This is a genomic window from Streptomyces sp. NPDC107521 (assembly GCF_055598485.1).
The window spans coordinates 63,831-87,114 of record NZ_JBVKAT010000002.1; the positions used below are offsets into that span (position 1 = coordinate 63,831).

Annotated in this window: 22 protein-coding genes; 8 read left to right on the plus strand and 14 right to left on the minus strand. The window is 73.2% G+C overall.

Features of this window, described 5'->3' with window-relative positions:
- The first annotated feature begins 244 nt into the window (after positions 1 to 244).
- Genes folB through ACZ7LB_RS03375 form a run of 3 tightly spaced genes read left to right on the plus strand, consistent with a single transcriptional unit; the run spans position 245 to position 1,754 of the window.
- Positions 245 to 604: a dihydroneopterin aldolase gene (folB, locus tag ACZ7LB_RS03365; protein ID WP_471465164.1), complete on the plus strand. Its 360-nt coding sequence runs from the start codon at positions 245 to 247 to the stop codon at positions 602 to 604.
- The gene (gene folK / locus ACZ7LB_RS03370; RefSeq protein WP_471465165.1) at positions 601 to 1,212 is read left to right on the plus strand and encodes a 2-amino-4-hydroxy-6-hydroxymethyldihydropteridine diphosphokinase; all 612 of its coding nucleotides are present in this window, start codon (positions 601 to 603) and stop codon (positions 1,210 to 1,212) included. Before folB ends, folK begins: the two co-directional genes overlap by 4 nt.
- Positions 1,213 to 1,268: 56 nt before the next feature.
- Positions 1,269 to 1,754 (plus strand): DUF3180 domain-containing protein, encoded by a 486-nt coding sequence (locus tag ACZ7LB_RS03375; RefSeq protein WP_471465166.1) that lies wholly within the window; start codon positions 1,269 to 1,271, stop codon positions 1,752 to 1,754.
- A 235-nt stretch (positions 1,755 to 1,989) separates the two neighbouring features.
- Here ACZ7LB_RS03375 and folE read toward each other — a convergent pair whose 3' ends face one another.
- The 6 genes from folE to dacB all read right to left on the minus strand — a co-directional run bounded on the left by folE (position 1,990) and on the right by dacB (position 9,902).
- A complete protein-coding gene (folE, locus tag ACZ7LB_RS03380) occupies positions 1,990 to 2,595 on the minus strand; it encodes a GTP cyclohydrolase I FolE (protein WP_471465167.1) in 606 nt (201 codons plus the stop codon).
- 115 nt (positions 2,596 to 2,710) lie between these two features.
- On the minus strand, positions 2,711 to 4,750 hold the full coding sequence (gene ftsH, locus ACZ7LB_RS03385) for an ATP-dependent zinc metalloprotease FtsH (protein ID WP_471465168.1): 2,040 nt from the start codon (positions 4,748 to 4,750) through the stop codon (positions 2,711 to 2,713).
- Between the two features lie 194 nt (positions 4,751 to 4,944).
- A complete protein-coding gene (gene hpt / locus ACZ7LB_RS03390) occupies positions 4,945 to 5,484 on the minus strand; it encodes a hypoxanthine phosphoribosyltransferase (RefSeq protein WP_471465593.1) in 540 nt (179 codons plus the stop codon).
- Positions 5,485 to 5,580: 96 nt separating this feature from the next.
- Positions 5,581 to 6,627 (minus strand): tRNA lysidine(34) synthetase TilS, encoded by a 1,047-nt coding sequence (gene tilS, locus ACZ7LB_RS03395; RefSeq protein ID WP_471465169.1) that lies wholly within the window; start codon positions 6,625 to 6,627, stop codon positions 5,581 to 5,583.
- A 210-nt stretch (positions 6,628 to 6,837) separates the two neighbouring features.
- Entirely contained in the window at positions 6,838 to 7,965 is a 1,128-nt protein-coding gene (locus ACZ7LB_RS03400) for a zinc-dependent metalloprotease (protein WP_471465170.1), read from the minus strand.
- Between the two features lie 377 nt (positions 7,966 to 8,342).
- On the minus strand, positions 8,343 to 9,902 hold the full coding sequence (gene dacB, locus ACZ7LB_RS03405; protein WP_471465594.1) for a D-alanyl-D-alanine carboxypeptidase/D-alanyl-D-alanine endopeptidase: 1,560 nt from the start codon (positions 9,900 to 9,902) through the stop codon (positions 8,343 to 8,345).
- A gap of 124 nt (positions 9,903 to 10,026) precedes the next feature.
- Here dacB and ACZ7LB_RS03410 point away from each other — a divergent pair, with 124 nt between their 5' ends.
- Together ACZ7LB_RS03410 and ACZ7LB_RS03415 are read left to right on the plus strand one after the other, a co-directional pair.
- A complete protein-coding gene (locus tag ACZ7LB_RS03410) occupies positions 10,027 to 10,518 on the plus strand; it encodes an inorganic diphosphatase (protein ID WP_067240787.1) in 492 nt (163 codons plus the stop codon).
- Positions 10,519 to 10,631: 113 nt separating this feature from the next.
- The gene (locus ACZ7LB_RS03415) at positions 10,632 to 12,338 is read left to right on the plus strand and encodes a threonine/serine exporter family protein (protein ID WP_471465171.1); all 1,707 of its coding nucleotides are present in this window, start codon (positions 10,632 to 10,634) and stop codon (positions 12,336 to 12,338) included.
- Between the two features lie 82 nt (positions 12,339 to 12,420).
- Here ACZ7LB_RS03415 and ACZ7LB_RS03420 read toward each other — a convergent pair whose 3' ends face one another.
- Positions 12,421 to 13,521: a DedA family protein gene (locus ACZ7LB_RS03420; RefSeq protein ID WP_471465172.1), complete on the minus strand. Its 1,101-nt coding sequence runs from the start codon at positions 13,519 to 13,521 to the stop codon at positions 12,421 to 12,423.
- Between the two features lie 130 nt (positions 13,522 to 13,651).
- On the opposite strand from ACZ7LB_RS03420, the gene ACZ7LB_RS03425 reads away from it, so the two are divergent.
- Entirely contained in the window at positions 13,652 to 14,017 is a 366-nt protein-coding gene (locus tag ACZ7LB_RS03425; RefSeq protein WP_161227800.1) for a YbjQ family protein, read from the plus strand.
- A 19-nt stretch (positions 14,018 to 14,036) separates the two neighbouring features.
- On the opposite strand, the gene ACZ7LB_RS03430 is transcribed toward ACZ7LB_RS03425, so the two are convergent.
- The gene (locus tag ACZ7LB_RS03430; protein ID WP_471465173.1) at positions 14,037 to 14,798 is read right to left on the minus strand and encodes a MerR family transcriptional regulator; all 762 of its coding nucleotides are present in this window, start codon (positions 14,796 to 14,798) and stop codon (positions 14,037 to 14,039) included.
- A 98-nt stretch (positions 14,799 to 14,896) separates the two neighbouring features.
- On the opposite strand from ACZ7LB_RS03430, the gene ACZ7LB_RS03435 reads away from it, so the two are divergent.
- Positions 14,897 to 16,315 (plus strand): glutamate decarboxylase, encoded by a 1,419-nt coding sequence (locus ACZ7LB_RS03435; RefSeq protein ID WP_471465174.1) that lies wholly within the window; start codon positions 14,897 to 14,899, stop codon positions 16,313 to 16,315.
- A 124-nt stretch (positions 16,316 to 16,439) separates the two neighbouring features.
- Here ACZ7LB_RS03435 and ACZ7LB_RS03440 read toward each other — a convergent pair whose 3' ends face one another.
- The 3 genes from ACZ7LB_RS03440 to ACZ7LB_RS03450 all read right to left on the minus strand — a co-directional run bounded on the left by ACZ7LB_RS03440 (position 16,440) and on the right by ACZ7LB_RS03450 (position 19,588).
- Positions 16,440 to 17,081: a PadR family transcriptional regulator gene (locus ACZ7LB_RS03440; protein ID WP_471465175.1), complete on the minus strand. Its 642-nt coding sequence runs from the start codon at positions 17,079 to 17,081 to the stop codon at positions 16,440 to 16,442.
- 152 nt (positions 17,082 to 17,233) lie between these two features.
- Complete coding sequence (locus ACZ7LB_RS03445) at positions 17,234 to 18,697, minus strand: aldehyde dehydrogenase family protein (protein WP_471465176.1); 1,464 nt, start codon at positions 18,695 to 18,697, stop codon at positions 17,234 to 17,236.
- Between the two features lie 66 nt (positions 18,698 to 18,763).
- Positions 18,764 to 19,588: a helix-turn-helix domain-containing protein gene (locus tag ACZ7LB_RS03450; RefSeq protein WP_471465595.1), complete on the minus strand. Its 825-nt coding sequence runs from the start codon at positions 19,586 to 19,588 to the stop codon at positions 18,764 to 18,766.
- A 378-nt stretch (positions 19,589 to 19,966) separates the two neighbouring features.
- Here ACZ7LB_RS03450 and ACZ7LB_RS03455 point away from each other — a divergent pair, with 378 nt between their 5' ends.
- Positions 19,967 to 20,467 (plus strand): ATP-binding protein, encoded by a 501-nt coding sequence (locus ACZ7LB_RS03455; protein WP_471465177.1) that lies wholly within the window; start codon positions 19,967 to 19,969, stop codon positions 20,465 to 20,467.
- A 426-nt stretch (positions 20,468 to 20,893) separates the two neighbouring features.
- Here ACZ7LB_RS03455 and ACZ7LB_RS03460 read toward each other — a convergent pair whose 3' ends face one another.
- The 3 genes from ACZ7LB_RS03460 to ACZ7LB_RS03470 all read right to left on the minus strand — a co-directional run bounded on the left by ACZ7LB_RS03460 (position 20,894) and on the right by ACZ7LB_RS03470 (position 23,266).
- The gene (locus tag ACZ7LB_RS03460; protein ID WP_471465178.1) at positions 20,894 to 21,145 is read right to left on the minus strand and encodes a DUF397 domain-containing protein; all 252 of its coding nucleotides are present in this window, start codon (positions 21,143 to 21,145) and stop codon (positions 20,894 to 20,896) included.
- Between the two features lie 479 nt (positions 21,146 to 21,624).
- Positions 21,625 to 22,068, minus strand: a complete 444-nt coding sequence (locus ACZ7LB_RS03465) for a nuclear transport factor 2 family protein (protein WP_471465179.1) — start codon at positions 22,066 to 22,068, stop codon at positions 21,625 to 21,627.
- 64 nt (positions 22,069 to 22,132) lie between these two features.
- A complete protein-coding gene (locus ACZ7LB_RS03470; protein ID WP_471465596.1) occupies positions 22,133 to 23,266 on the minus strand; it encodes a DUF2786 domain-containing protein in 1,134 nt (377 codons plus the stop codon).
- Positions 23,267 to 23,284 lie beyond the last annotated feature (18 nt).

A 23,284-nucleotide genomic window follows, 5' to 3' on the forward strand; every position in this document is an offset into this window, starting at 1 on the left:
CACCACACCCCGGACCCCTCGGCCGCACCAGCCCGGCCGCCCGGTCCCGATCACACCCGCACCACCGCGCACCGCCCCCGCCGGGAGCGCCGCCCGCCCCGGCCGAAACCACCCCCCGCCCCCGCGCCCCGCACCCCCGCACCCCCGCCCCGCCGGACCACGCGGGTAGATTCGACCCCGGACCGGCACGCCGCCCGCACGCGGCACGGACCGTCCGAGACCGACGACTGCAGGAGTGATTCGCGTGGATCGTGTCGCGCTGCGCGGCCTGAAGGCCCGCGGGCACCACGGGGTGTTCCCCAAGGAACGCGAGGACGGCCAGACCTTCCTCGTCGACATCGTCCTGGGCCTGGACACCCGCCCGGCCGCCGCCGACGACGACCTGGCGAAGACCGTGCACTACGGCATCGTCGCCGAGGAGGTCGTGGCCGTCGTCGAGGGCGAGCCCGTCAACCTCGTCGAGACGCTGGCCGAGCGCATCGCGCAGGTCTGCCTGGCGCACGAGGGGGTAGAGGAGGTCGAGGTCTGCGTCCACAAGCCGGACGCGCCGATCACCGTCCCCTTCGACGACGTGACCGTCACCATCATCCGGAGCCGCGTATGAGCACCCCATTGGAGCGGGGTCCCGGCGACCCCACCGTGCAGCCGGTGCCCGCCGCCGTCGTCGAGCAGGTCGACGCCGCCGACTCGACGCTGTCCAACCCGAAGCGCGCGGTGATCTCGCTGGGCGCCAACCTCGGCAACCGCCTGGAGACCCTGCAGGGGGCCATCGACGCCCTGGAGGACACCCCCGGGGTGCGGGTCAAGGGCGTGTCGCCGGTGTACGAGACGGAGCCGTGGGGCGTGGAGCCCGGCAGCCAGCCGTCGTACTTCAACGCGGTCGTGGTGCTGAGGACGACGCTGCCCCCGTCGTCGCTGCTGGAGCGGGCGCAGGCGGTCGAGGAGGCGTTCCACCGGGTCCGGGACGAGCGCTGGGGCCCGCGCACCCTGGACGTGGACATCGTCGCCTACGCCGACGTGGTCTCGGACGACCCGCGGCTCACCCTGCCGCACCCGCGCGCCCACGAGCGGGCCTTCGTCCTCGCCCCGTGGCACGACGTGGACCCGGCGGCGCTGCTGCCCGGCCGGGGCCCGGTCGCCGAACTGCTGGCGGGCGTCACCCGGGAGGGCGTCGCGGTCCGGTCCGACCTGGAACTCCGGCTGCCCGAGTAGTCGTTAAGGTCAGAACGGCAGGGCCCGCCAGGGGCGCCGGGGGACGAAGGGACACCGTGAAAGAGTTGCGCGTCAGGACGCTGGCCGGTGTGTTCGCCGTCGCGGGGGTCCTGTCCTGGGCCACCGCCCGGCTGTGGAACTCGGTGGGGACCCTGCCCGGCGTCCCCCTGGCGGCCCCGATCGTGCTGGCGCTGATCGCCGTGGTGCTGCTGGCCACGGCGGTCTCGCTGCGCGCGCGGCTGAAGGCGCAGCGGGACCGGGTCCCCGGCGCCAAGGGCGTCGATCCCCTGATGGCCGCCCGCGCGGTGGTGTTCGGCCAGGCGAGCGCCCTGGTGGCCGCCCTCGTCGCGGGGCTGTACGGCGGGGTGGCCGTCTTCCTGCTGGAGTACCTGGACATCCCCGCCCGCCGCGACCAGGCGGTGTACGCGGGCGCGTCGACACTCGCGGGCATCGGCGTGATAGCGGCCGCCATCTTCCTGGAGCGGGTCTGCCGGCTCCCCGAGGACGACGAGCACCCCCCGGGCGCGGCGTCGGCCGCCTGAGCCGCCCGCCGGGGCCCAGGAGCCCCGGACATCCACGGCACCCGGCGCCGGCATCGCCCCCTCAACCGCCCCCGGGGACACCTCCCCGGACCACGAGGTCCCGTTCACCGGCGCGCCCGTCACACCGGCGCACCCGGTTCCGGGGAGCCCCCGGTCACGGCCGGGACCACCCAGGACGGCGTCCGGGGCCCCGGGACCCGGCGCCCGCCCTGCCCCGTCCCGCCCCCACGGGCACCTACCGCGCCATGATCAGGCTCATCGCCTCGTTGCGCGTGGCGCTGTCCCGCAGCTGCCCCCGCACCGCCGAGGTGAGCGTCTTGGCGCCGGGCTTGCGGATGCCGCGCATGGACATGCACATGTGCTCGCACTCCACCACGACGATCACACCGCGCGGCTCCAGGATCTCCATCAGGGAGTCCGCGATCTGCGTAGTGAGACGTTCCTGCACCTGGGGGCGGCGGGCGTAGACGTCGACGAGCCGGGCCAGCTTGGACAGACCGGTGATCTTGCCGCTGGCGGACGGGATGTAGCCGACGTGGGCCACGCCGCGGAACGGCACGAGGTGGTGCTCGCAGGTGCTGAACACCTCGATGTCCTTGACCAGGACCATCTCGTCGTGACCGAGGTCGAAGGTGGTCGTCAGCACGTCCTCGGGCTGCTGCCGCAGCCCGGCGAATATCTCCTGGTAGGCCCGTGCCACCCGCGCCGGGGTCTCCCGCAGCCCTTCGCGGTCCGGGTCCTCCCCGATCGCGATGAGCAGCTCGCGTACGGCGTTCTCGGCCCGCTTCTCGTCGAAGTCGCCGATCGGGCCCTGGCCGTCCAGCGTCACGGGGTCGGTCATGTGGTGCCTCGTTCCTGTCCGTCTCGCCTGCTGCGCGCGAAAAGCCGCGCTCCCCAGGCTAGAGCCTGGGGAGCGCGGCTCACATTCCGGGCCCGGCCGCGAGGGCCGGGAACCGTCAGTCCTCGGGACGCTCCTCGGGAGCCCCCTCCGGCGCCGGGGCGGTCTCGGTGACCGCGCCCTTGACGGTGGAGACCGCGGGCGTCGCCCCGTTCGCACCGTTCGTCAGGGCCAGCTCCTTGGGGGAGAGCACCGGCGGACGGGTCGAGGGGGTGCGGCGGGAGGAACCGGTCCAGGCGGGCCGGGGCGGGCGCTTGACGATCGTGGCGAAGACCTCGGCGATCTCCTCCTTGCCGAGCGTCTCCTTCTCCAGCAGCGCGAGGACGAGGTTGTCGAGGACGTCGCGGTTCTCGACCAGGATCTCCCAGGCCTCGTTGTGCGCCGTCTCGATCAGCTTCTTGACCTCTTCGTCCACCAGCGCGGCGACCTCTTCCGAGTAGTCGCGCTGGTGAGTCATCTCACGGCCCAGGAACGGCTCGGTGTTGTCCCCGCCGAACTTGATCGCGCCGAGGCGCTCGGTCATGCCGTACTGCGTGACCATGGCGCGGGCCACACCGGTGGCCTTCTCGATGTCGTTGGCGGCACCGGTGGTCGGGTCGTGGAAGACCAGTTCCTCGGCCGCCCGGCCGCCCAGCATGTAGGCGAGCTGGTCGAGCATCTCGTTGCGCGTGGTCGAGTACTTGTCCTCGTCCGGGAGGACCATCGTGTACCCGAGGGCGCGGCCCCGGGACAGGATGGTGATCTTGTGGACGGGGTCGGAGTTGGGGGAGGCCGCCGCGACCAGGGCGTGTCCGCCCTCGTGGTACGCGGTGATCTTCTTCTCCTTGTCCGACATGATCCGGGTCCGCTTCTGCGGTCCGGCCACGACGCGGTCGATCGCCTCGTCGAGCATGTGGTTGTCGATCAGCTTCTGGTCGCTGCGGGCCGTCAGCAGGGCGGCCTCGTTCAGCACGTTGGCCAGGTCGGCGCCGGTCATGCCGGGCGTGCGCCGGGCGACGGCCGCGAGGTCCACGTCCTTGGCGACCGGCTTGCCCTTCTGGTGGACCTTGAGGATCTCCAGACGGCCCTGCATGTCGGGGCGGTCCACGGCGATCTGCCGGTCGAAGCGGCCGGGGCGCAGCAGCGCCGGGTCCAGGATGTCGGGCCGGTTGGTCGCGGCGATGAGGATCACGCCGCCCTTGACGTCGAAGCCGTCCATCTCGACCAGGAGCTGGTTCAGGGTCTGCTCGCGCTCGTCGTGACCGCCGCCGAGGCCGGCGCCGCGGTGGCGGCCGACCGCGTCGATCTCGTCGACGAAGACGATCGCCGGGGCGTTGGCCTTGGCCTGCTCGAACAGGTCGCGGACACGGGAGGCGCCGACGCCGACGAACATCTCGACGAAGTCGGAACCGGAGATCGAGTAGAACGGCACGCCCGCCTCGCCGGCGACGGCGCGCGCGAGGAGGGTCTTGCCCGTTCCGGGCGGGCCGTACAGCAGCACGCCCTTGGGGATCTTGGCGCCGACGGCCTGGAACTTGGCCGGTTCCTGGAGGAACTCCTTGATCTCGTGGAGCTCCTCGACGGCCTCCTCGGACCCGGCGACGTCCGCGAAGGTCGTCTTGGGGGTGTCCTTGGTGATGAGCTTGGCCTTGGACTTGCCGAAGTTCATGACCCGGGAGCCGCCGCCCTGCATCTGATTCATCAGGAACAGGAAGACGACGATGATCAGGACGAACGGCAGCAGGGAGAGCAGAAGGCCGACGAACGGGTTCTGCTTGGACGGCGACACGGTGTAGCCGTCGGGGATCTGCTTGTCCTGGAACTTGTTCTGCAGCGTGCTGGCGATGGTCACGCCCTGGTCGCCGATGTAGCTCGCCTGGATCTTCGAGCTGCCCTTGACCTTCTCGCCGCTCTTGAGCTCGACCTTGATGGTCTGCTCGTCACCGGTGGTCAGCTTGGCCGACTGGACCTTGTTGTCGTTGATCGCCTGGACGACCTGGCCGGTGTCCACCGTCTTGTAGCCGCCGGACGAGCCGACGACCTGCATCAACACGACCACGGCAAGGACGGCCAGCACGATCCACATGACCGGCCCACGGAAGTATCGCTTCACGTCCATCCACACGGAGCGGTGCCGCCCCGTCCCTCCTGCCACAGTGAGTTTGATAAGACAGTTCTTCTGACGGTACCCCAGCCCGGCGGCCCGAAGTCGCACGGACGGCAGCCGTTTCCGTCTGCATCCTCCAACGGCGCGAGTGCCGTCGGGGTTCCCGGTCGCCCGGCGGAATCCGCGCCGGGCGGACCCCCCGGGCGTCAGCCTCCGTAGACGTGGGGCGCGAGCGTCCCGACGAACGGCAGGTTGCGGTATTTCTCCGCGTAGTCGAGGCCGTACCCGACGACGAACTCGTTGGGGATGTCGAAGCCCACCCACCGTACGTCGAGGGCGACCTTCGCGGCGTCCGGCTTGCGCAGCAGGGTGCACACCTCCAGGGAGGCGGGCTCGCGCGAGCCGAGGTTGGAGATCAGCCAGGACAGGGTCAGTCCCGAGTCGATGATGTCCTCGACGATCAGGACGTGCTTGCCCTTGATGTCGGTGTCGAGGTCCTTGAGGATCCGCACCACACCGGAGGACTGGGTGCCCGCGCCGTACGAGGACACGGCCATCCAGTCCATGGTGACGGGGGTGGACAGGGTCCGGGCGAGGTCGGCCATGACCATCACCGCGCCCTTGAGGACGCCGACGATGAGGAGGTCCTTGCCCGCGTACTCCGCGTCGATCTTCCCGGCCAGTTCGGCCAGCTTCGCGTCGATCTCTTCCTTGGTGATGAGCACCTTTTCGAGGTCGGCACCCATGTCGTTCGCGTCCACCGCATCACTTTCGGTCGTCCCACCGGCCAGACCGGTCCGCCCCGGCGGCCCCTGGTGCGGGCCGGTGGGCGGGCTCCGGATTCAGCCTTGCCGAATCACCAGTCTGCCACCCTGGCGGCGGGCCACGACCTTGCCGGGGAGGTTGATGGCCCCCTGGCCGCGCCAGCCGGTGATCAGCCGGTCGACTTCCTCGATGTGACGGGCGAAGAGCGCGCCGGCCGGGGCACCGGCGTCGATGGCCGCGCGGCGCAGGATGCGGCGGCGCACGGCGGGCGGCAGCGCGTAGAGCTTGGCGCACTCCAGCAGCCCCGACGCGTCGCGGACGCCGGGCTCGGCCTGGCGGGCCCAGGTGTCCAGGGCGTCGGCGTCGTCCCGGGAGAGCTGGGCCGTACGGGCGAGGGCCTCGACGACGCCCTTGCCGAGCGCCTTCTCCAGGGCGGGCAGCCCCTCGTGGCGCAGCCGGGAGCGGGTGTAGGCGGGATCGGTGTTGTGGGGGTCGTCCCAGACCGGGAGGGACTGGGCCATGCAGGCCTTGCGGGCGGTCTGCCGGTCGACCTGGAGGAACGGGCGCCGGTAACGGCCGTCGGCCCCCGAGACCGCGGCCATGCCCGACAGGGAGCGGATGCCGGAGCCGCGGGCGAGGCCGAGCAGCACCGTCTCGGCCTGGTCGTCGCGGGTGTGGCCGAGGAGGACGGCGGCGGCCCGGTGCCGGGCGGCGGCGGCGTCCAGCGCGGCGTAGCGGGCGTCGCGGGCGGCGGCCTCGGGCCCGCCCGCGCGGCCGACGGTGACGGCGGCGGCCTCGACGGGATCCAGGCCCAGTTGGCGCAATCGCAGGACGACCTCCTCCGCCCGCAGGTCGGAGCCGCTCTGGAGGCCGTGGTCGACGGTGATGCCCCCGGCGCGGACGCCCAGACGGGGGGCTTCGAAGGCGAGGGCGGAGGCGAGCGCCATGGAGTCGGCGCCGCCCGAGCAGGCGACGAGCACGAGCGGCGCGGGCCCGGGGCCGGGGGCGCGCCCGGCGGTGGCCGCGGCGGGGACGCCGGCCGCGGTGGTCGGTTCGGAGAGGATGTCGTGGAGGACGCGGCGCACCGCCAGGCGTATCGCCGCGACCGCAGGATGGGGACCCATGTCCGGTGCCCTTCATGAAGTTTCGGGGGGTGAGCCCGAGTCCGGTCACGCAGAGTGTGTAGATGGTGACAGAAGCGGGCCGTTCCCCGAGCATCGCACGCCTGCCGTGGGCACAGGGTCCCTCGGACGGGTGATTGGAGGGGCGTTCGCCTGCCGCAGGCCGGATCGCGTTCGCCACCCGCCCCGGCTTTCACGACCTTCCGGGCCGTTTCACGCCTCCGGCCTGCGGTGCACCCGCGCGATCCAGTCCGCCGGTTTGGCGATCTCCGCCTTGGTGGGGAGGGTGTTGGGCGAGGTCCACACCCGGTTGAAGCCGTCCATGCCGCACTGCTCGACGACGGCCCGCACGAAGCGTTCGCCGTCCCGGTACTGGCGGAGCTTGGCGTCCAGCCCGAGCAGCCGCCGCAGGGCCAGGTCGAGGCGGGAGGCGCCCTTCGCGCGGCGCTGCTGGAACTTCTCGCGGATCTCGCCCACCGTCGGGACGACGGCCGGGCCGACGCCGTCCATCACAAAGTCGGCGTGGCCCTCCAGGAGGGACATCACGGCGGTGAGGCGGGCAAGGATCTCCCGCTGCGCGGGGGTCTGCACCAGTTCCACCAGGGACCGTCCGCCGTCCTCCGCCTCGCCCTCGGGCCGTCCGCCGGCCAGCGACTGGGCGGCCTCGCGGAGCCGCTCCAGCACGGTCGTCGGATCGACGTCGGTCTGCTCGAGGAACGACTGGATCTCGCCCTCCAGATGGTCGCGGAGCCAGGGCACGGCGGTGAACTGGGTGCGGTGCGTCTCCTCGTGCAGGCACACCCACAGCCGGAAGTCGTGCGGCTCGACGTCGAGTTCGCGCTCCACGTGCACGATGTTCGGCGCGACGAGCAGCAGCCGCCCGCCGCCGGGCGAACCGGCGGGCAGCTCGCGGGAGGCGGGGGCGAAGGTCTCGTACTGGCCGAGGACGCGGGAGGAGAGGAAGGAGAGCAGCATGCCCACCTCGACGCCGGTGACCTTGCCGCCGACGGCGCCGAGGACCGCGCCGCCGGGGGTGGTGCCCCGGCGCTCCTCCATCCGGCCGAGCAGCGGCTTGAGGAGCTCCCGGAAGCCCGCGACATTGGCCCGGATCCAGCCGGGCCGGTCGACGACGAGCACGGGGGTGTCGTGCAGCGCGTCGGTCGCCAGTCCCGTGAAGCCCCGGACGTGCTCCTCGGAGGCCCTGGCGTGGCGGCGGAGTTCCGCGACGACGGCCCGCGCCTCGTCGCGGCTGACCTCGGGTCCCGGTCGTACGAGCCGGGTCGCGGTCGCCACCGCGAGGTTCCAGTCGACCATGCCGGAAGATGCGCCGATGCTCGTCATGGGTCAACGGTACTTGAGTGCCCCTCGCCCCGACGGGGTGAGTTTTCCGGGGCCCGGACCGCTTGGGCGACCGGTGCGGCGGGCCCTCGCGCACCCGGCGCCGTCCGCCGGGCGGCGGTGCCGGTCCCGGCGTACGCGGGTGCGGGGTTCCGGCGCGCGCCCCGGCCCGTCCGCGCCGGCTCCGCTCCGTCCGCCGGAGTGCGGAGGCGGAGGCGCGTCCGCCCGCCGTGCCGCGCGCTCGCCCGGCCGGGTGACGGTGGGGCTTCCCGCCCCGGTCCCGGCACCCGGCGGGGTAGGCCCCGGGGCCGGACGGGCGGCGGTGCCCCGGACCGCGGCCCGGATCCCGTGCCGGGCCCGGCCCCGGCGCCCGCCCCCGCTCAGCCGCAGGCGCAGCCCGTCAGCGCGGTGGCCGCCCTGTCCAGGGCCGCCTGGGCGGCCCCGGGGTCCGGCGCGTCCTGGGTCAGGAAGGCGAAGCCCAGGACCCGCCCGTCGGCCGTGGCCACCGTGCCCGCCAGGGAGTTGACACCGGTCAGGGTGCCGGTCTTGGCGCGGACCAGCCCGGCGGCGCCCTCCGCGTAGCGGCCGGAGAGGGTGCCGGTGAACCCGGCGACGGGCAGCCCGGTGAGGACCGGGCGGAGCCCGGGGCGGGCCGGGTCGGCGGACTCGGCGAGCAGGTCGGTGAGCAGGTCGGCGGTGAGCCTGTCGGCCCGGTCCAGGCCGCTGCCGTCGTGGAACCGGGCGCCGCGCAGGGGCAGGCCGAGCTCCCGCAGGCGGGCGGTGATCGCGGCGGCGCCCCCGGCGAAGTCGGCGCGCTCGCCGCTCGCGAGGGCGGTGTGCCGGGCCAGGGCCTCGGCCAGGTCGTTGTCGCTGGTGGTGAGCATCCGCTCGACCAGGGCGGACAGCGGGGGCGAGGAGACGGCGGCCAGTTCCTCGGCCCGCCCGGTGGCCTTGGCGCCGCGCGGGGCCGTGGCGGTGATGCCGTGGCCGCGCAGCAGGTCCGCGAAGGCGCGGGCGGCGTCGGCCGCGGGGTCCTGCGCGCGCGGGGCGGGGCCGCTGCCGGAGTCGTCGGTGCGGGCCTCGTCCGCCATGAGGGCGGTGACGGGCGCGAGGTTCTCGTTGACGCCGATCGGGTGGGCGGCGGAACCGGCGTACAGGGTGGTGTCGTAGGAGAGGCTCACCTCGCGCGTGCCCCTCTTCCGGAGGGCCTCGGCGGTCTCGCGCGCGAGCACGCGCAGGCTGGCCGATCCGGCGGCGCGCTCGCGCGCGGTGAGGGTGGGGTCGCCGCCGCCGACCAGGACGAGCTTCGCGGTGCCCGGCTCCAGGACGGCGCGGGTGGTGAGCCGGTGGTCGGGCCCGAGAGCGGTGAGGGCGGCCACCGCGGTGGCGATCTTGGTGGTGGAGGCGGGCGTCAGGGAGGCGGTGGCGCCGGTGCCGTAGAGGCGCGCGCCGGTGGTGAGGTCGACGACCGAGGCGCCCCGGGGGCGGCCGAGCGCCGGGTCCTCCAGCAGCGGGCGGAGGGCGCCGGCGAGGGCCCCGGTGCCCGGCGGGGCCTTCACCCCGCCCGCCGAACCGCCGGGTCCGCCCAGGGCGGTCAGGACGGCCCCGGCGCTGGGCGCCGGGCGGGGCGCCCCGGGGGCGACGTCGGAACCATCGGCTCCGCGACCGTGATCTGCGCCACCCGTGGGACCCGCGGCGACTGCCCGGTCCCGCTCGGCCGTACGCTGACCCGTGGAGTCCCAGGGGCCCGCGGCGGCGACCACCCCGGCGGCCAGCGCCAGACCGGCGGTGGCGGCCCCGGCGGTGTACTGCCAGGTCTTGGGCTTCGTGACCCGTGTGAGCCGCGGGATCGTGGCCCGCGCCAACCGTGTGACCCGCGGTGCGGCGGCCCGCGCGGCGCGTGCGAGACGCGGCCGTACGGCGGCCGCGGCCCGTGCCACGTGCGGTCGCGCGGCCCGCCAAGGTCTCAGCTCCGGCACGACGACCAGCCCCTTTCGCGATCACACACGTGCGTGAGGGACACTTAACCACCAGAACTATGTGCTGATCATGGAGGAGCGTCCGGTGGAGTTCGACGTCACGATCGAGATCCCGAAGGGTTCGCGCAACAAGTACGAGGTGGACCACGAGACGGGACGGATTCGACTGGACCGCCGGCTCTTCACCTCGACCGCGTACCCGACCGACTACGGCTTCGTGGAGAACACCCTCGGCGAGGACGGCGACCCGCTGGACGCGCTGGTCATCCTGGACGAGCCCACGTTCCCGGGCTGCCTGATCCGCTGCCGCGCGATCGGCATGTTCCGGATGACGGACGAGGCCGGCGGCGACGACAAGCTGCTGTGCGTGCCGTCGACCGACCCGCGTGTGGAGCACCTGCGTGACATCCACCACGTCTCGGAGTTCGACCGCCTGGAGATCCAGCACTTCTTCGAGGTCTACAAGGACCTGGAGCCCGGCAAGTCCGTCGAGGGCGCCAACTGGGTGGGCCGCACGGACGCCGAGACCGAGATCGAGCGGTCCTACAAGCGCTTCAAGGAGCAGGGCGGCCACTGAGCACCCCTCCTCCCGGTGACGGGCCGCACGCCGGGGCGTGCGGCCCGTTCGCGTTGGGGTACGCATACTGAGGGCTGCAGAAGGGTGTGTCGTACCAGGGGAGTGCCAAGCACGTGACGGACGCGGAGGACCACAAGCCGCAGCCGGACGAGGTCAGGAGTGCCTTCCGGCCGCCGACCGGGGTCGTGGCGCAGGCCGAGGAGGAGCCGTCGGCCACGTCCGAGTTCGAGCTCCCCGAGGGGCTGGACACACCCCGGCACAACGGGACGGAGTCCGAGACCACCTCGGAGTTCGCCCTGCCCGACGGCCTGGAGCCGCCGCCGCACGCGCCCGCCGAGGCGGAGGGGTCGGCGTTCAGCACGCCGAGCACCTACAGCGCGTGGAACGCCCCGCCGGCCTTCACCCCGGCGTCCGGCATCCCCGCGGTGTCCCAGGACGTGCCCTGGCAGGACCGGATGCGGGCGATGCTGCGCATGCCGGTGGCCGAGCGGCCCGCGCCCGAGACCGCGCAGCGGCACGACGACGAGACCGGGCCCGCCGTGCCGAGGGTGCTCGACCTGACGCTGCGCATCGGGGAGTTGCTGCTGGCGGGCGGCGAGGGCGCCGAGGACGTGGAGGCGGCGATGTTCGCCGTGTGCCGCTCCTACGGGCTGGACCGCTGCGAGCCGAACGTCACCTTCACCCTGCTGTCGATCTCCCACCAGCCCTCGCTGGTGGACGATCCGGTGACGGCCTCGCGCACGGTGCGCCGCCGGGGCACCGACTACACCCGGCTCGCGGCCGTCTACCAGCTCGTCGACCACCTCAGCGACCCCGATGCGCACCTTTCCCTGGAGGAGGCCTACCGGCGCCTCGCGGAGATCCGCCGCAACCGGCACCCGTACCCGACCTGGGTGCTGACCGGGGCCACCGGGCTGCTCGCGGGCGCCGCCTCGATGCTGGTCGGCGGTGACGCCGTGGTCTTCGTCGCGGCGGTGGTGGGCGCGATGCTCGGGGACCGGCTGGCCTGGCTGTGCGCCGGGCGCGGGCTGCCGGAGTTCTACCAGTTCGCGGTGGCCGCGATGCCGCCGGCCGCCATAGGGATCGCCCTCAACCTGTCCCACGTCGACGCCAAGGCGTCCGCCGTGATCACCGGTGGGCTGTTCGCGCTGCTGCCGGGGCGGGCCCTGGTGGCGGGCGTGCAGGACGGGCTGACCGGCTTCTACATCACGGCCTCGGCGCGGCTGCTGGAGGTCATGTACTTCTTCGTCAGCATCGTCGCCGGGGTGCTGATCGTGCTGTACTTCGGCGTCCAGCTCGGCGCCAACCTCAATCCGGACGCCGCGCTGGGCTCGGGCGACGAGCCGGTGGTGCAGATCTGCGCCTCGATGCTGCTGTCGCTGGCCTTCGCGGTCCTGCTCCAGCAGGAGCGGACCACGGTGCTGGCGGTGACCCTGAACGGCGGCGTGGCCTGGTGCGTCTACGGCGCCATGCACAACGTCGGGGGCATCTCCCCGGTGGCCTCCACAGCCGCCGCGGCCGGGCTGGTCGGCCTGTTCGGGCAGCTCATGTCCCGCTACCGGTTCGCCTCCGCGCTGCCGTACACGACTGCCGCCATCGGGCCGCTGCTGCCCGGTTCGGCGACCTACTTCGGGCTGCTGGCCATCGCCCAGAACGAGGTGGACCGGGGGCTGGTGTCGCTCTCCAAGGCGGTCGCCATCGCCATGGCCATCGCCATCGGGGTCAACCTGGGCGGCGAGATCTCCCGGCTGTTCCTGCGCCTGCCGGGTGGCACGAGCGCCGCCAACCGCCGCGCGGCCAAGCGGACGCGCGGCTTCTAGCGCCCGGCGCCGGGCGCCGCCCCCGGCCCCCGCGCCCGCCCGGTCCGGCCCGGGAACCCCGCGCCCGGACCGGGTCCGGGGGTCAGTACCCCTGGTTGTACGGGTACTGCGGACCGCCCTGCTGCTCCCCGCCGTGCGGCGGCCGGGCCTGACCCTGCGGGTACTGGCCGCCCTGATCCTGGCCCTGCGGGTACTGCCCCTGACCCTGCGGGTACTGGCCGCCCTGACCCTGCGGGTACTGCGGTGCGTACGGCTGCTGCCGCGGGTCCCCGTAGGGCTGCTGACGCGGGTCCCGGTGGGGCTGCCGGCCCCCCTGGGGCTGTCCCTGGCCGCCCTGCGGCTGTCCCCCGAACGGCTGCGGCCGTCCGCCGTACGGCCCCGGGCCGCCGTACGGCTGCTGCCGGGCAGCGTGGCCCTGGCCGTAGGGCGGGGGCTCGTTCGGGTCGATGGGCCGCAGCTGGGTCGTGGCGTCGTCCATGACCGGGTACGAGGGCCGCGCGGGGGCCGCCGCGGCGGCGGTGGCGGCGGCGGCCGGGGCGGCCCCGGGGCCGTCGGCGGCGGCGCGCTTCTTCTTGCGGCGCTCGCGGAGGAACTCGATCGCGATCGGGACGACGGAGACGACGACGATCAGGACCAGGATCGCCTCGACGTTGGTGCGGATCAGCTCGATCTGCCCGAGCCAGTAGCCCGCGAGGGTGACCCCGCACCCCCAGGCGACGCCGCCGATGACGTTGTACGTGAGGAAGGTGCGGTACTGCATCCGCCCGGCGCCCGCCACGATGGGGGCGAAGGTGCGCACGATCGGCACGAAGCGGGCCAGCACGATGGCCTTGGGGCCGAACTTCTCCATGAACTCGTGGGCCTTGTCCAGGTTCTCCTGTTTGAAGAGCTTGGAGTTGGGCCGGCTGAACAGCCTCGGACCGAAGAACTTGCCGATCATGTAGCCGACTTGGTCGCCGATCACGGCCGCGGCCACGATCAGGGCGCACACCAGCCACAGCGGCTGGCTGATGTAATCGCCCTGGGCGACGAAGAGCCCGGCGGTGAACAGCAGCGAGTCGCCGGGCAGGAACGCGAAGAGGCCGGACTCCGCGAAGACGATCAGCAGAATGCCGGGCAGGCTGAAGGTCTCGATCAAGTAGTCCGGGCTCAGCCACTCGGGGCCGAGCGCAAGCGTGGTCACGGAAAGGGGGCTCCTGCACTGTGCGCGGGCTGGGGTCGGTCGCCCCAACGTACAACGCGCCCGCGGCCTCCCGGGTTCCACCGGACCGCCCGGGGTGCGGGGCACCCCGGTCCGGGGAACCCTGTGCACCATGGGCATCGATGAATTCGGCGGCGGACAGGGCCCTGCGCCCGAGGTCCTGGTCGTGACCACCAATGACGTACCCGGCCACCAGGTGCGGGAGGTGATCGGGGAGGTCTTCGGGCTGACCGTGCGCTCCCGGCATCTGGGCAGCCAGATCGGCGCCGGGCTGAAGTCCCTCGTCGGCGGCGAGCTGCGCGGGCTCACCAAGACCCTGGTCGAGACCCGCAACCAGGCCATGGAGCGCCTCGTCGAGCAGGCGCGCGCCCGGGGCGCCAACGCGGTCCTGGCGTTCCGGTTCGACGTGACCGAGGCGGCCGACGTGGGGACCGAGGTGTGCGCCTACGGGACGGCGGTGGTCGTGGCCCGGGAGTGAGCCGGGCCACGGCCGCCGTTCAGGGGGTGTGGCGGACTGCGTTCGCCAGGATCGCGTCGCGCTGGTAGGCGGCGAGGCCCGGGCGGGCGGCGTCGATGCTCGCCGTGAACCGCCCGTCCTGGACGTACATCTCGCCGAGGCAGGTGTGCATCTCGTACCCGCACTCGTAGTGGTTGCCGGAGATCCACCGGCGGTGCGCCTCGGCGGCGTCCATGGCCGCCGGGGAGTCCGCCGGCACCCCTTCCTCCATCAGGGCGACGAACCGCCGCACCACCTCGTCGCCCTCGCGCCGGACGCGCTGCCAGTCCTCCTTGGTGTACGCGGCCGCGCGGCGCCGCGACTCGGCGTAGGCGTCCGTGTCGCCCCAGCGCGCCCGCACCTCCTCCTCGTACCGCTCCGGGTCGGCGTCCCCGAAGACCTCGAACCGCTCCTCGGGGGTGAGATCGATCCCCATGCTGTGTGCCTCCATGGCCTGCTCCACGGCCGCCGCCATCCTCTCCAGCCTTCCGATCCGGGCGGTCAGCAGCGCGTGCTGGCGGCGCAGGTGCGCGCGCGGGTCCACGCCCGGATCGTCGAGGAGGGCGGCGACCTCGTCGAGCGGGAAGCCCAGCTCCCGGTAGAACAGGATCCTCTGAAGCCGGTCGAGGTCCGCGTCGCCGTAGCGGCGGTGGCCCGCGACGCTGCGCTCGCCGGGCACGAGCAGCCCGATGGCGTCGTAGTGGTGCAGCGTGCGCACCGTCACCCCGGCGAAGCCCGCGACCTGTCCCACGGAGTAGCCCACTCCCGCTCCCTTCCTGACGCCGTCCACGCTGCACCCTCACGCCGCGTGAGGTGCAACCCCGGGTGCGGGGCCCGGGGTCCGCGCCTACGGTCGGACTCATGTCACTGCACCACGGACACCACACGTCGCGGGACGAGGAGCGGCGCCGGCTGGGCGTGAACCCCTTCCACGGCGTGGCCAATCCGGCCGGCGGCATGACCGGGGCCCCGCCCACCCACCGCCTGCCCGACTCCCCGCTGCCGCCGTCCACGGCGTACGGGCTGGTCCACGACGAGCTGATGCTCGACGGCAACGCGCGACTGAACCTGGCCACCTTCGTCACCACCTGGATGGAGCCCCAGGCCGGGGTGCTGATGAACGAGTGCCGCGACAAGAACATGATCGACAAGGACGAGTACCCGCGCACCGCCGAGCTGGAGCGGCGCTGCGTGGCGATGCTCGCCGAGCTGTGGCACGCGCCCGAGCCGCACACCGCCGTGGGCTGCTCGACGACCGGGTCCAGCGAGGCGTGCATGCTCGCCGGGATGGCGCTGAAGCGGCGCTGGGCGCTGCGCAGCGGGGACCGCTATCCGTCCTCCGCCCGGCCCAACCTCGTCATGGGCGTGAACGTGCAGGTCTGCTGGGACAAGTTCTGCAACTTCTGGGAGGTGGAGGCCCGGCAGGTGCCCATGGAGGGCGACCGCTTCCACCTGGACCCGCAGGCCGCCGCCGACCTGTGCGACGAGAACACCATCGGCGTGGTCGGCATCATGGGCTCCACCTTCGACGGCTCCTACGAGCCCGTCGCGGACCTGTGCGCGGCCCTGGACGCCCTCCAGGAGCGGACCGGGCTGGACATCCCGGTGCACGTCGACGCCGCGTCCGGGGGCATGGTGGCGCCGTTCCTGGACGAGGACCTGGTGTGGGACTTCCGGCTGCCGAGGGTCGCGTCGATCAACACCTCGGGGCACAAGTACGGGCTGGTCTACCCGGGCGTGGGCTGGGCGCTCTGGCGGGACGCCGCCGCGCTGCCCGAGGAGCTGGTCTTCCGCGTCAACTACCTGGGCGGCGACATGCCGACCTTCGCCCTGAACTTCTCCCGGCCGGGCGCCCAGGTCGTCGCGCAGTACTACACCTTCCTGCGGCTGGGCCGGGAGGGCTACCGGGCGGTGCAGGGGGCCTCGCGGGAGATCGCCACCGGGCTGGCGGAGCGGATCGAGGCGCTCGGCGACTTCCGGCTGCTGACCCGCGGCGACCAGTTGCCGGTCTTCGCCTTCACCACCACCGACGAGGTGACGGCGTACGACGTCTTCGACGTCGCCCGGCGGCTGCGGGAGGGCGGCTGGCTGGTCCCCGCCTACACCTTCCCGGCGCACCGGGAGGACCTGTCGGTGCTACGGGTGGTGTGCCGCAACGGCTTCTCGGCGGACCTCGCCGAGCTGCTCGTGGAGGACCTGCGGCGGCTGCTGCCCGAGCTGCGCGCGCAGCCGGGCCCGCTGATCCGGGACAAGGCGGCGGCCACCGGCTTCCACCACTGACACGGGGCGCCGCGGGAAGGGGCGCCGCCGGGCGGTGGGGCCCGGCGGGCGGCGGCCCCGGTGCGGTGGCGACCTCGGTGCGGTGGCAGCCGGGTGCGGTGGCGGGTCCGTCCGCCCGGCGGGGTCAGCGGGTGTCGCCGGGGTGCGGCTCGCCCGTCGCGTACGGGTTGGGCTCGTCCTCGCCGAGGATGCCGAGGAAGGGGCGGCCCTCCCCCTCGAAGACGTAGGCCCCGGCCCGGAGGCGCTCGATCAGGCCGCGGGTCCACTCGGCGCCGGTGTCGGCGGAGCACACCCAGTAGTTCATGATCTCCCCGATGTGGCCGAGCTGCCCCGGGCCCTCCTCGGGCGCGTAGTACTCGGTGACGGAGGCCCGCCACTCCCCGATGGCCCGGACGCGCCGCTCCAGCAGGGCGAGCACCTCCTCGCGCGGCAGGTCGACCATCAGGCCGAGCGCGGCGGAGAGCACGTCGGGCTTCTGGTCGTGGGCGGTGAGCGCGGCGCGCAGCAGGCCGAGGTACTCCTCGGTGCCCCGGCCGGTGACCTCGTACTCGGTGCGCGGGGGGCCGCCGGCCGTCGAGGGGGCCGTCTCGTGCGCGCGCAGCAGTCCCTGGGCGGCCATCTGCTTGAGCGCGTGGTAGATGGAGCCGGGCTTGGCGTGGGACCACTCGTGCGCGCCCCAGAACTCCAGGTCGTTGCGGACCTGGTAGCCGTGGGCCCGCCCGTGGCGGCGGACCGCGCCGAGCACCAGGAGACGGATCACTGACATGGGCCCAGACTATGGCCTGCGCCGGGACCGGCCCGGCCCGCTCGCGCCCCCGCGGCGGGGCGGCGGTGCGACGGGCCGGGGCCGGCGGATCCGGCGGGCCGGGAGGGCCTCGCGGGCCGGGAATGCCGGGCGGGCCTCGCGGGCCCGGCGGGTCAGAAGGGGAAGCGGCTGCGGCCGTGCTGGACGGAGATCCACTTGTGGGTGGTGAAGGAGTCCAGCATCGTCTCGCCGTTCAGCCGCCCGACACCGGAGTGCTTCTCGCCGCCGAAGGGCACGATCGGCTCGTCGTGGACGGTGGCGTCGTTCACGTGGAACATGCCGGTGTCGATCCGCTTGGCGAAGGCGACGCCCCGCTCGACGTCGGCGGTGTGCACGGCGCCGCTCAGGCCGTAGGGCGTGTCGTTGACCAGCCGGACGGCCTCCTCCTCGCCGTCGAAGGGGATGAGGAAGGCGACCGGGCCGAAGACCTCCTGCCGCAGCAGCGGGGAGTCGGCGGGCACGCCGGTGAGGACGGACGGCTCGACGAGGTTGCCGGTGGTGGTGCCGCGCACCAGGGCGGTGGCGCCCTCCGCGAGGGCCTGCTCGACCACGCCGGTGATCGCGTCGGCCTGCGAGGAGTTGATCACCGGGCCGATCACGGTCTCCGGGTCGCGCGGGTCGCCCGCCCGGAGGCTCCGCACCTTGGCGGCGAACTTCCCGGTGAACTCCTCCGCCACGGACCGGTCGACCAGCACCCGGTTGGCGGCCATGCAGACCTGCCCCTGGTGCACGTACCGGCTGAAGACGGCCGCGTCGACCGCGTAGTCGACGTCGGCGTCGTCGAGGACCACCAGGGCGCCGTTGCCGCCGAGTTCGAGGACCGAGCGCTTGAAGTGGCTCGCGCAGACGGTGGCGACGTGGCGGCCGACCCGGTCGGAGCCGGTGAAGGAGATCACCTTGGGAACCGGGTGCTCCAGGAAGGCGTCGCCGATCTCCGCGATGTCGGTGACCACCACGTTGAGCAGGCCGGCGGGCAGGCCGGCGTCCTCGAAGAGCCGGGCGACCAGGGTGCCGCCGACGACGGGGGTGTTCTGGTGCGGCTTGAGGACGACGGCGTTGCCCAGGGCGAGGGCGGGGGCGACGGACTTCAGGGAGAGCAGGAAGGGGAAGTTGAAGGGGCTGATGACGCCCACCACGCCGACCGGCACCCGGTAGACGCGGTTCTCCTTGCCGTCGATGGGCGAGGGCACGATCCGCCCCTCGGGGCGCAGCGCCAGGTGCACCGCCTCGCGCAGGAACTCCTTGGCCAGGTGCAGTTCGAAGGCGGCCTTGGTGCGGGTTCCGCCGAGTTCCTCGATGATGGCCTCGGTGATCTCCGCCTCGCGGTCCTCCACGAGCCGCAGCGCCTTCTCGAACACGGTGCGGCGGGTGTAGGGGTTGGTCTCCGCCCAGGCCCGCTGGGCGCGCTCGGCGGCCCGGTAGGCCGCGTCGACCTCGTCGACCGTCGCTATGGTGATCGAGGCGAGTTTCTCGTTGTCGTACGGATTGAAGTCGATGATGTCCCAGGAGCCGGTGCCCGGACGCCATTCGCCGTCGATGTACTGCTGGGCCAGTTCCGTGAAGTACGACGACGACATGTGATCCCTCAATCCCCGTGGCTGCCGCGGTCAGGTGATCTGACTGCGCGTCATCGTACTTCCGATTCAGGAGAGTTGTAGGAGGCCGCGCAAAAGGTCCCGGCTTCCGGCCGGGTCGGGGCTGTCCTGCTGCAATTCCCGCAGCGCGGTCTCGTACTGCGTCACGTCCTCGCGCTTGTCGAGATAAAGGGCGCTGGTGAGCTGCTCCAGGTAGACCACGTCGGACAGATCGGACTCGGGAAAGCTGAGGATGGTGAAGGCGCCGCTCTCGCCGGAGTGCCCGCCGAAGCCGAACGGCATGATCTGGAGCCGCACATTGGGGCGTTCGGACATGTCGATCAGGTGCTGGAGCTGCCCGCGCATGACCCCGCGGTCGCCGTAGGGGCGGCGCAGCGCGGCCTCGTCCAGGACGATGTGGAAGGCGGGGGCGTTCTCCGCGACGAGGTGTTTCTGGCGCTCCAGGCGCAGCGCCACCCGCCGCTCCACGTCCGCCTCCCCGGCGTCGCGCATACCGCGCCGGACGACGGCGCGGGCGTATTCCTCGGTCTGGAGCAGACCGTGCACGAACTGCACCTCGTAGACGCGGATGAGGGAGGCCGCGCCCTCCAGTCCCACATATGTGGGGAACCAACTGGGCAGTACATCGGAGTAACTGTGCCACCAGCCCGCGACATTGGCCTCCCGGGCCAGGGAGAGCAGGGAGGCGCGCTCCTGCTCGTCCGTGATGCCGTACAGGGTCAGCAGGTCCTCGACGTCCCTGGTCTTGAAGCTCACCCGGCCCAGCTCCATCCGGCTGATCTTCGATTCCGAGGCACGGATGGAGTAGCCCGCCGCCTCGCGCGTGATCCCCCGGGTCTCACGCAGTCGCCTGAGTTGTGATCCGAGCAGCATGCGCCGCACCACCGATCCGGGCTCTCCCGCGCTCACGTTCGCCAGCCTCCCCAGCCGTCTTCAGGGGCCGAAGTCTGCCACTAAAACACTTCGAGCAGTACTCATCCGGTTACGGAAACGGATTCCGGCCAAGGGGCGAACCCCTGCCACCGGGGGTCCAGTACACCCCGTGGCGTGAACACCGCCCCCGAGCTGGTGCGAAGTTGACGGAAAAATTGACCAACAAGCGGTACGGGCAGGCTCAATTCGGTCACGTGCACGTGCATCTGCCCTTGCATCTGCGGTACGCATCCGAAACCATGGTCCCGCACCACCGCGCCGCATCGCTATGACCGCGAATTCTCGGGAGTGCCTCGCATGGGGACGAATGGATCGACCATGCTCGCGCCGTTACGGCAGGGCCTTCCGCCACTCGACCCCGCGACCGTCTCCAACACCGCCTCCTGCGCCCTTCCGCCCCGTTACGAGGCGGTGCGCGAGGCCAGGCGGTTCACCCGAGGGACGCTCGACGGCTGGGACATGGGCGAGCGGTTCGACGACGTGTGCCTGGTCGTCTCCGAACTGGTCACCAACGCCCTGCGGCACGCGCTGCCCGCGGACACCCCCCGCCACCAGGACCACGGCGGTCCCGTGAGGCTGCACCTGATGCGCTGGACGGAGCGGCTGGTGTGCGCGGTGCGCGATCCCAGCCACGACAGCCCGGTGGCCCGCGAGACGGACGACTTCTCGGCGGAGTCGGGCCGCGGCCTGTTCCTCGTCGACTCCTTCAGCGACGGCTGGGGCTGGCAGCCACTGGCCGGGGCGCCGGGCGGGAAGGTGGTCTGGGCCCTGTTCCGGCTGCACCGTCCGGCGGGCGGGGCGGAACCGGCGGCGGAGTAGGACGTTCCCGGTGCGGACGGGGCCGCCGCCCCGGCCCGGGACGGCCGTGCACGGACGGGGTGCCCCTCATGCAACGGGCCGCGCTCCGGCCCGACCCCCCGGCCGGGCCCTTCGGCCGGGCGCTGCGGCCGAGCCCCTCGACGATGCCGGCCGGCCGAGGCGCGTCCGCGGAACGGCGGGACGCGGGAGGCGCGGGGACGTGACGGTCCGCGCACCCCGTCTCCGTTGCACGCGCGCCCCGGGCCGCGCCACCGGCGCGCGGCCGGTACCGCTTTCACCGCGGCTCCTCCGGACGCCCCGGATTCCCCCGGAACTTCCCGGATTTCCCGGACTTCCCGACTCCCGCCGGGCCTTCCACCGCACCGCACCCGTACCGCCCTCGCGAACCGGCTCCGCCCTCGCGCGCCGGTCCGCACTTCGCACGTGTCAGCTCACGACCAGATGGTCGAACTCGCCGTCCTTGACGCCCAGGAGCATGGCCTCGATCTCGGCTCGCGTGTAGACGAGCGCGGGACCGTCGGGGAAGCGGGAGTTGCGCACCGCCACCGCTCCGTCGGGCAGTCTCGCGAACTCCACGCAGGAGCCCTGCGAGTTGCTGTGTCTGCTCTTCTGCCAGGCCACGTCGTTCAGCTTCGTGGCGGCCATGCCGTTGTACACGTTGTACACGTCGTGGTCCACAGGTCGCTCCCCGGTGGTGGTGCACTGGCTGATAGGGCCATTGATGCAGTGGTCAACTGATCCGGATCATAACCCTGTTCACGTGCGGATGCATGAGCAAATGCACGTGCACGCGCGGTGGTCCCGTGATTACAGCTTTGGCGCTCGCTTTACGGAAAGCTTCTGCCTTCATGGACGCCCGCGCACGAGAGGACGTTCCCGCTTGTGCCCCGGAAATTCAGGAACATGCGGCTGTGCAGATGCACGCGTGGGACGAATGGCGGCAAGGGGCACGGACAGTGCCGGAGGGGTCGGGCGGGGGATGAGTTGCGGGACTTCCGGACGCCCCTCCGGGGAGCCGCTCCGGGGAGCCGCTCCGGGGAGCCGCTCCGGGGGCCCTTCCGGAGCCTCGGGGGAGCCCCGCCGGCGGGCCGTCGCCCGGGCGCGGCGCTCCTCCCCCGCCGTGCCTGCGGCACGCCCGCCCCGCGCCCCGCCCCGCCTCAGTCCCCGGGCGGGGCGCAGGCGTCGGCGACGGCGCGCGTGTCCCAGTAGAAGGGACGCACCTCGGTGATCCGCCCGTCCCTGACGGTGACGGCCTGCAGTACGGGGAAGTCCAGCTCCCGTCCGGTCGCGCGGGCACGGGCCCGCACCCTCAGGCGCACCACCACGGTCTCACCGGTGGCGAGGAACTCCCGTTCCACCATGTCGAACGACTCCCAGGTCCGCCCCATCTCCAGGAAGAACCGCGCCAGCCCCTCGTGCCCGCGCCAGACGCCCCCGTACGGCAGGGTCTCCGCCTGGTGCATCTCGGCGTCCGGCGCGAAGAAGCGGGCGAGCGGGGCGAACGGGGCCCGGCCGGGGCCTCCGGCCGCCAGGTACTCCGTCTCGGCCGCGTACATGCCCAGGAGAACGTCCACCGGGCCGGTGGGGGAAGGGATCGTCATGCCACCAGCCTGATCACCGCGCGGAGGCGGCACCAGCGGAAATCGGGCCGCGTCGCCCTCCGGATCAGGGCAGCGGGCGGCGGGGCTCGACCCGGGCGCGGTCGGCGGCGCGCGCGCCCTCGTTCCAGCCGTCCGCGTCGGCGGCACCGCGCAGCCGGGTCGTGGTCGTCTCGGGGAACAGCCGCTCCGTCCGGTCGGCCACCGCGACCGCGCGGGAGGCGAGGACCGGGAGCAGGTCCCCGTCCCCGTCCGCGCCCCGCCCGGCGGTGGTCCGCTCGGCGACGGCCCGCAGACGGACGCCCGCGCGATGGGCGTAGGCCGCGAGGAAGGACTGCCGGAAGGTCTTGGTCCGCTTGCGTCCGCCGCGCCGCTGGGCGGCCTCCGCCGCGGTCATGGCCGTCTCGGCCTGCACCAGCAGCGAGGTGTGGAGGAGTTCGACCACCTCCAGGTCGGCCTCGAAGCCGACGACGGTGGAGAAGCCGAGCGCCTCGTTCCACACCGCCCGGCAGTGGTTGGCCCCGGCCACCGCGTCCAGCAGGACCGCCTTGGCCTCCTCGTACGGCGCCTCGACGCCGATCCGGCAGGCGCCGGGCGCCTCGGGCGAGGGCACCCCGGCCGCCAGCAGCGCCTCGTCGACGCTGTGCCGGGCCATCAGCTCCTGGGCCTTGGCGCTCAGCGCCTCCGCCTCCTCCGGGTACCCGGTCGCCTCCGCCTTGGCGAGCAGCGCGCGGATGCGGCCGAGGGCGCGCGACTCGGGCCGGAGCTCCCGCGGCCTGCCCCGGTCCGGGAACGCGGGCCGCTCCAGGGGCTCCAGCGCGGGCAGGCGCAGCAGCAGCCGGTACAGCTCCAGCACGGCGGTGGCGTGCGAGAACCGGTCGGCGCGGGGCGGCGGCGCGGCGGGCAGGGCGTCGATCTGCGCGGTCCAGCGGGGCCCGCGCGGACCGTCGTGCGGCGCCTGCTCCCGGATCAGCGCCGCCACCAGCCGGACGTGGACGTCGTCCAGCTCGCGCCGCGTGAACCGCGCGAGGTCGGCCGGCTGCCAGCCCCTCCGCCAGGCCCCGGCCACGAACTCCCGGCCGCGCCGGGCCAGTTCCGCGTCGGAGGCCGGATCGGCGGCGAGCACCGAGGCTCCGGTGTCGAGGGCCTCGTCGGCGTCGTCGTACAACGCGGCCCCGAAGGCACGGTCGACGGCAGGCATCCCACTCACCCGTCGATG

Coding starts and splice junctions, on each gene's coding strand:
- folK (WP_471465165.1), top strand. CDS start 601: ATGAGCACCCCATTGGAGCGGGGTCCCGGCGACCCCACCGTGCAGCCG.
- folE (WP_471465167.1), bottom strand. CDS start 2,595: ATGACCGACCCCGTGACGCTGGACGGCCAGGGCCCGATCGGCGACTTC.
- ftsH (WP_471465168.1), bottom strand. CDS start 4,750: ATGGACGTGAAGCGATACTTCCGTGGGCCGGTCATGTGGATCGTGCTG.
- hpt (WP_471465593.1), bottom strand. CDS start 5,484: ATGGGTGCCGACCTCGAAAAGGTGCTCATCACCAAGGAAGAGATCGAC.
- tilS (WP_471465169.1), bottom strand. CDS start 6,627: ATGGGTCCCCATCCTGCGGTCGCGGCGATACGCCTGGCGGTGCGCCGC.
- ACZ7LB_RS03400 (WP_471465170.1), bottom strand. CDS start 7,965: ATGACGAGCATCGGCGCATCTTCCGGCATGGTCGACTGGAACCTCGCG.
- ACZ7LB_RS03425 (WP_161227800.1), top strand. CDS start 13,652: ATGGGCATCGATGAATTCGGCGGCGGACAGGGCCCTGCGCCCGAGGTC.
- ACZ7LB_RS03435 (WP_471465174.1), top strand. CDS start 14,897: ATGTCACTGCACCACGGACACCACACGTCGCGGGACGAGGAGCGGCGC.
- ACZ7LB_RS03440 (WP_471465175.1), bottom strand. CDS start 17,081: ATGTCAGTGATCCGTCTCCTGGTGCTCGGCGCGGTCCGCCGCCACGGG.
- ACZ7LB_RS03445 (WP_471465176.1), bottom strand. CDS start 18,697: ATGTCGTCGTCGTACTTCACGGAACTGGCCCAGCAGTACATCGACGGC.
- ACZ7LB_RS03450 (WP_471465595.1), bottom strand. CDS start 19,588: ATGCTGCTCGGATCACAACTCAGGCGACTGCGTGAGACCCGGGGGATC.
- ACZ7LB_RS03455 (WP_471465177.1), top strand. CDS start 19,967: ATGCTCGCGCCGTTACGGCAGGGCCTTCCGCCACTCGACCCCGCGACC.
- ACZ7LB_RS03465 (WP_471465179.1), bottom strand. CDS start 22,068: ATGACGATCCCTTCCCCCACCGGCCCGGTGGACGTTCTCCTGGGCATG.
- ACZ7LB_RS03470 (WP_471465596.1), bottom strand. CDS start 23,266: ATGCCTGCCGTCGACCGTGCCTTCGGGGCCGCGTTGTACGACGACGCC.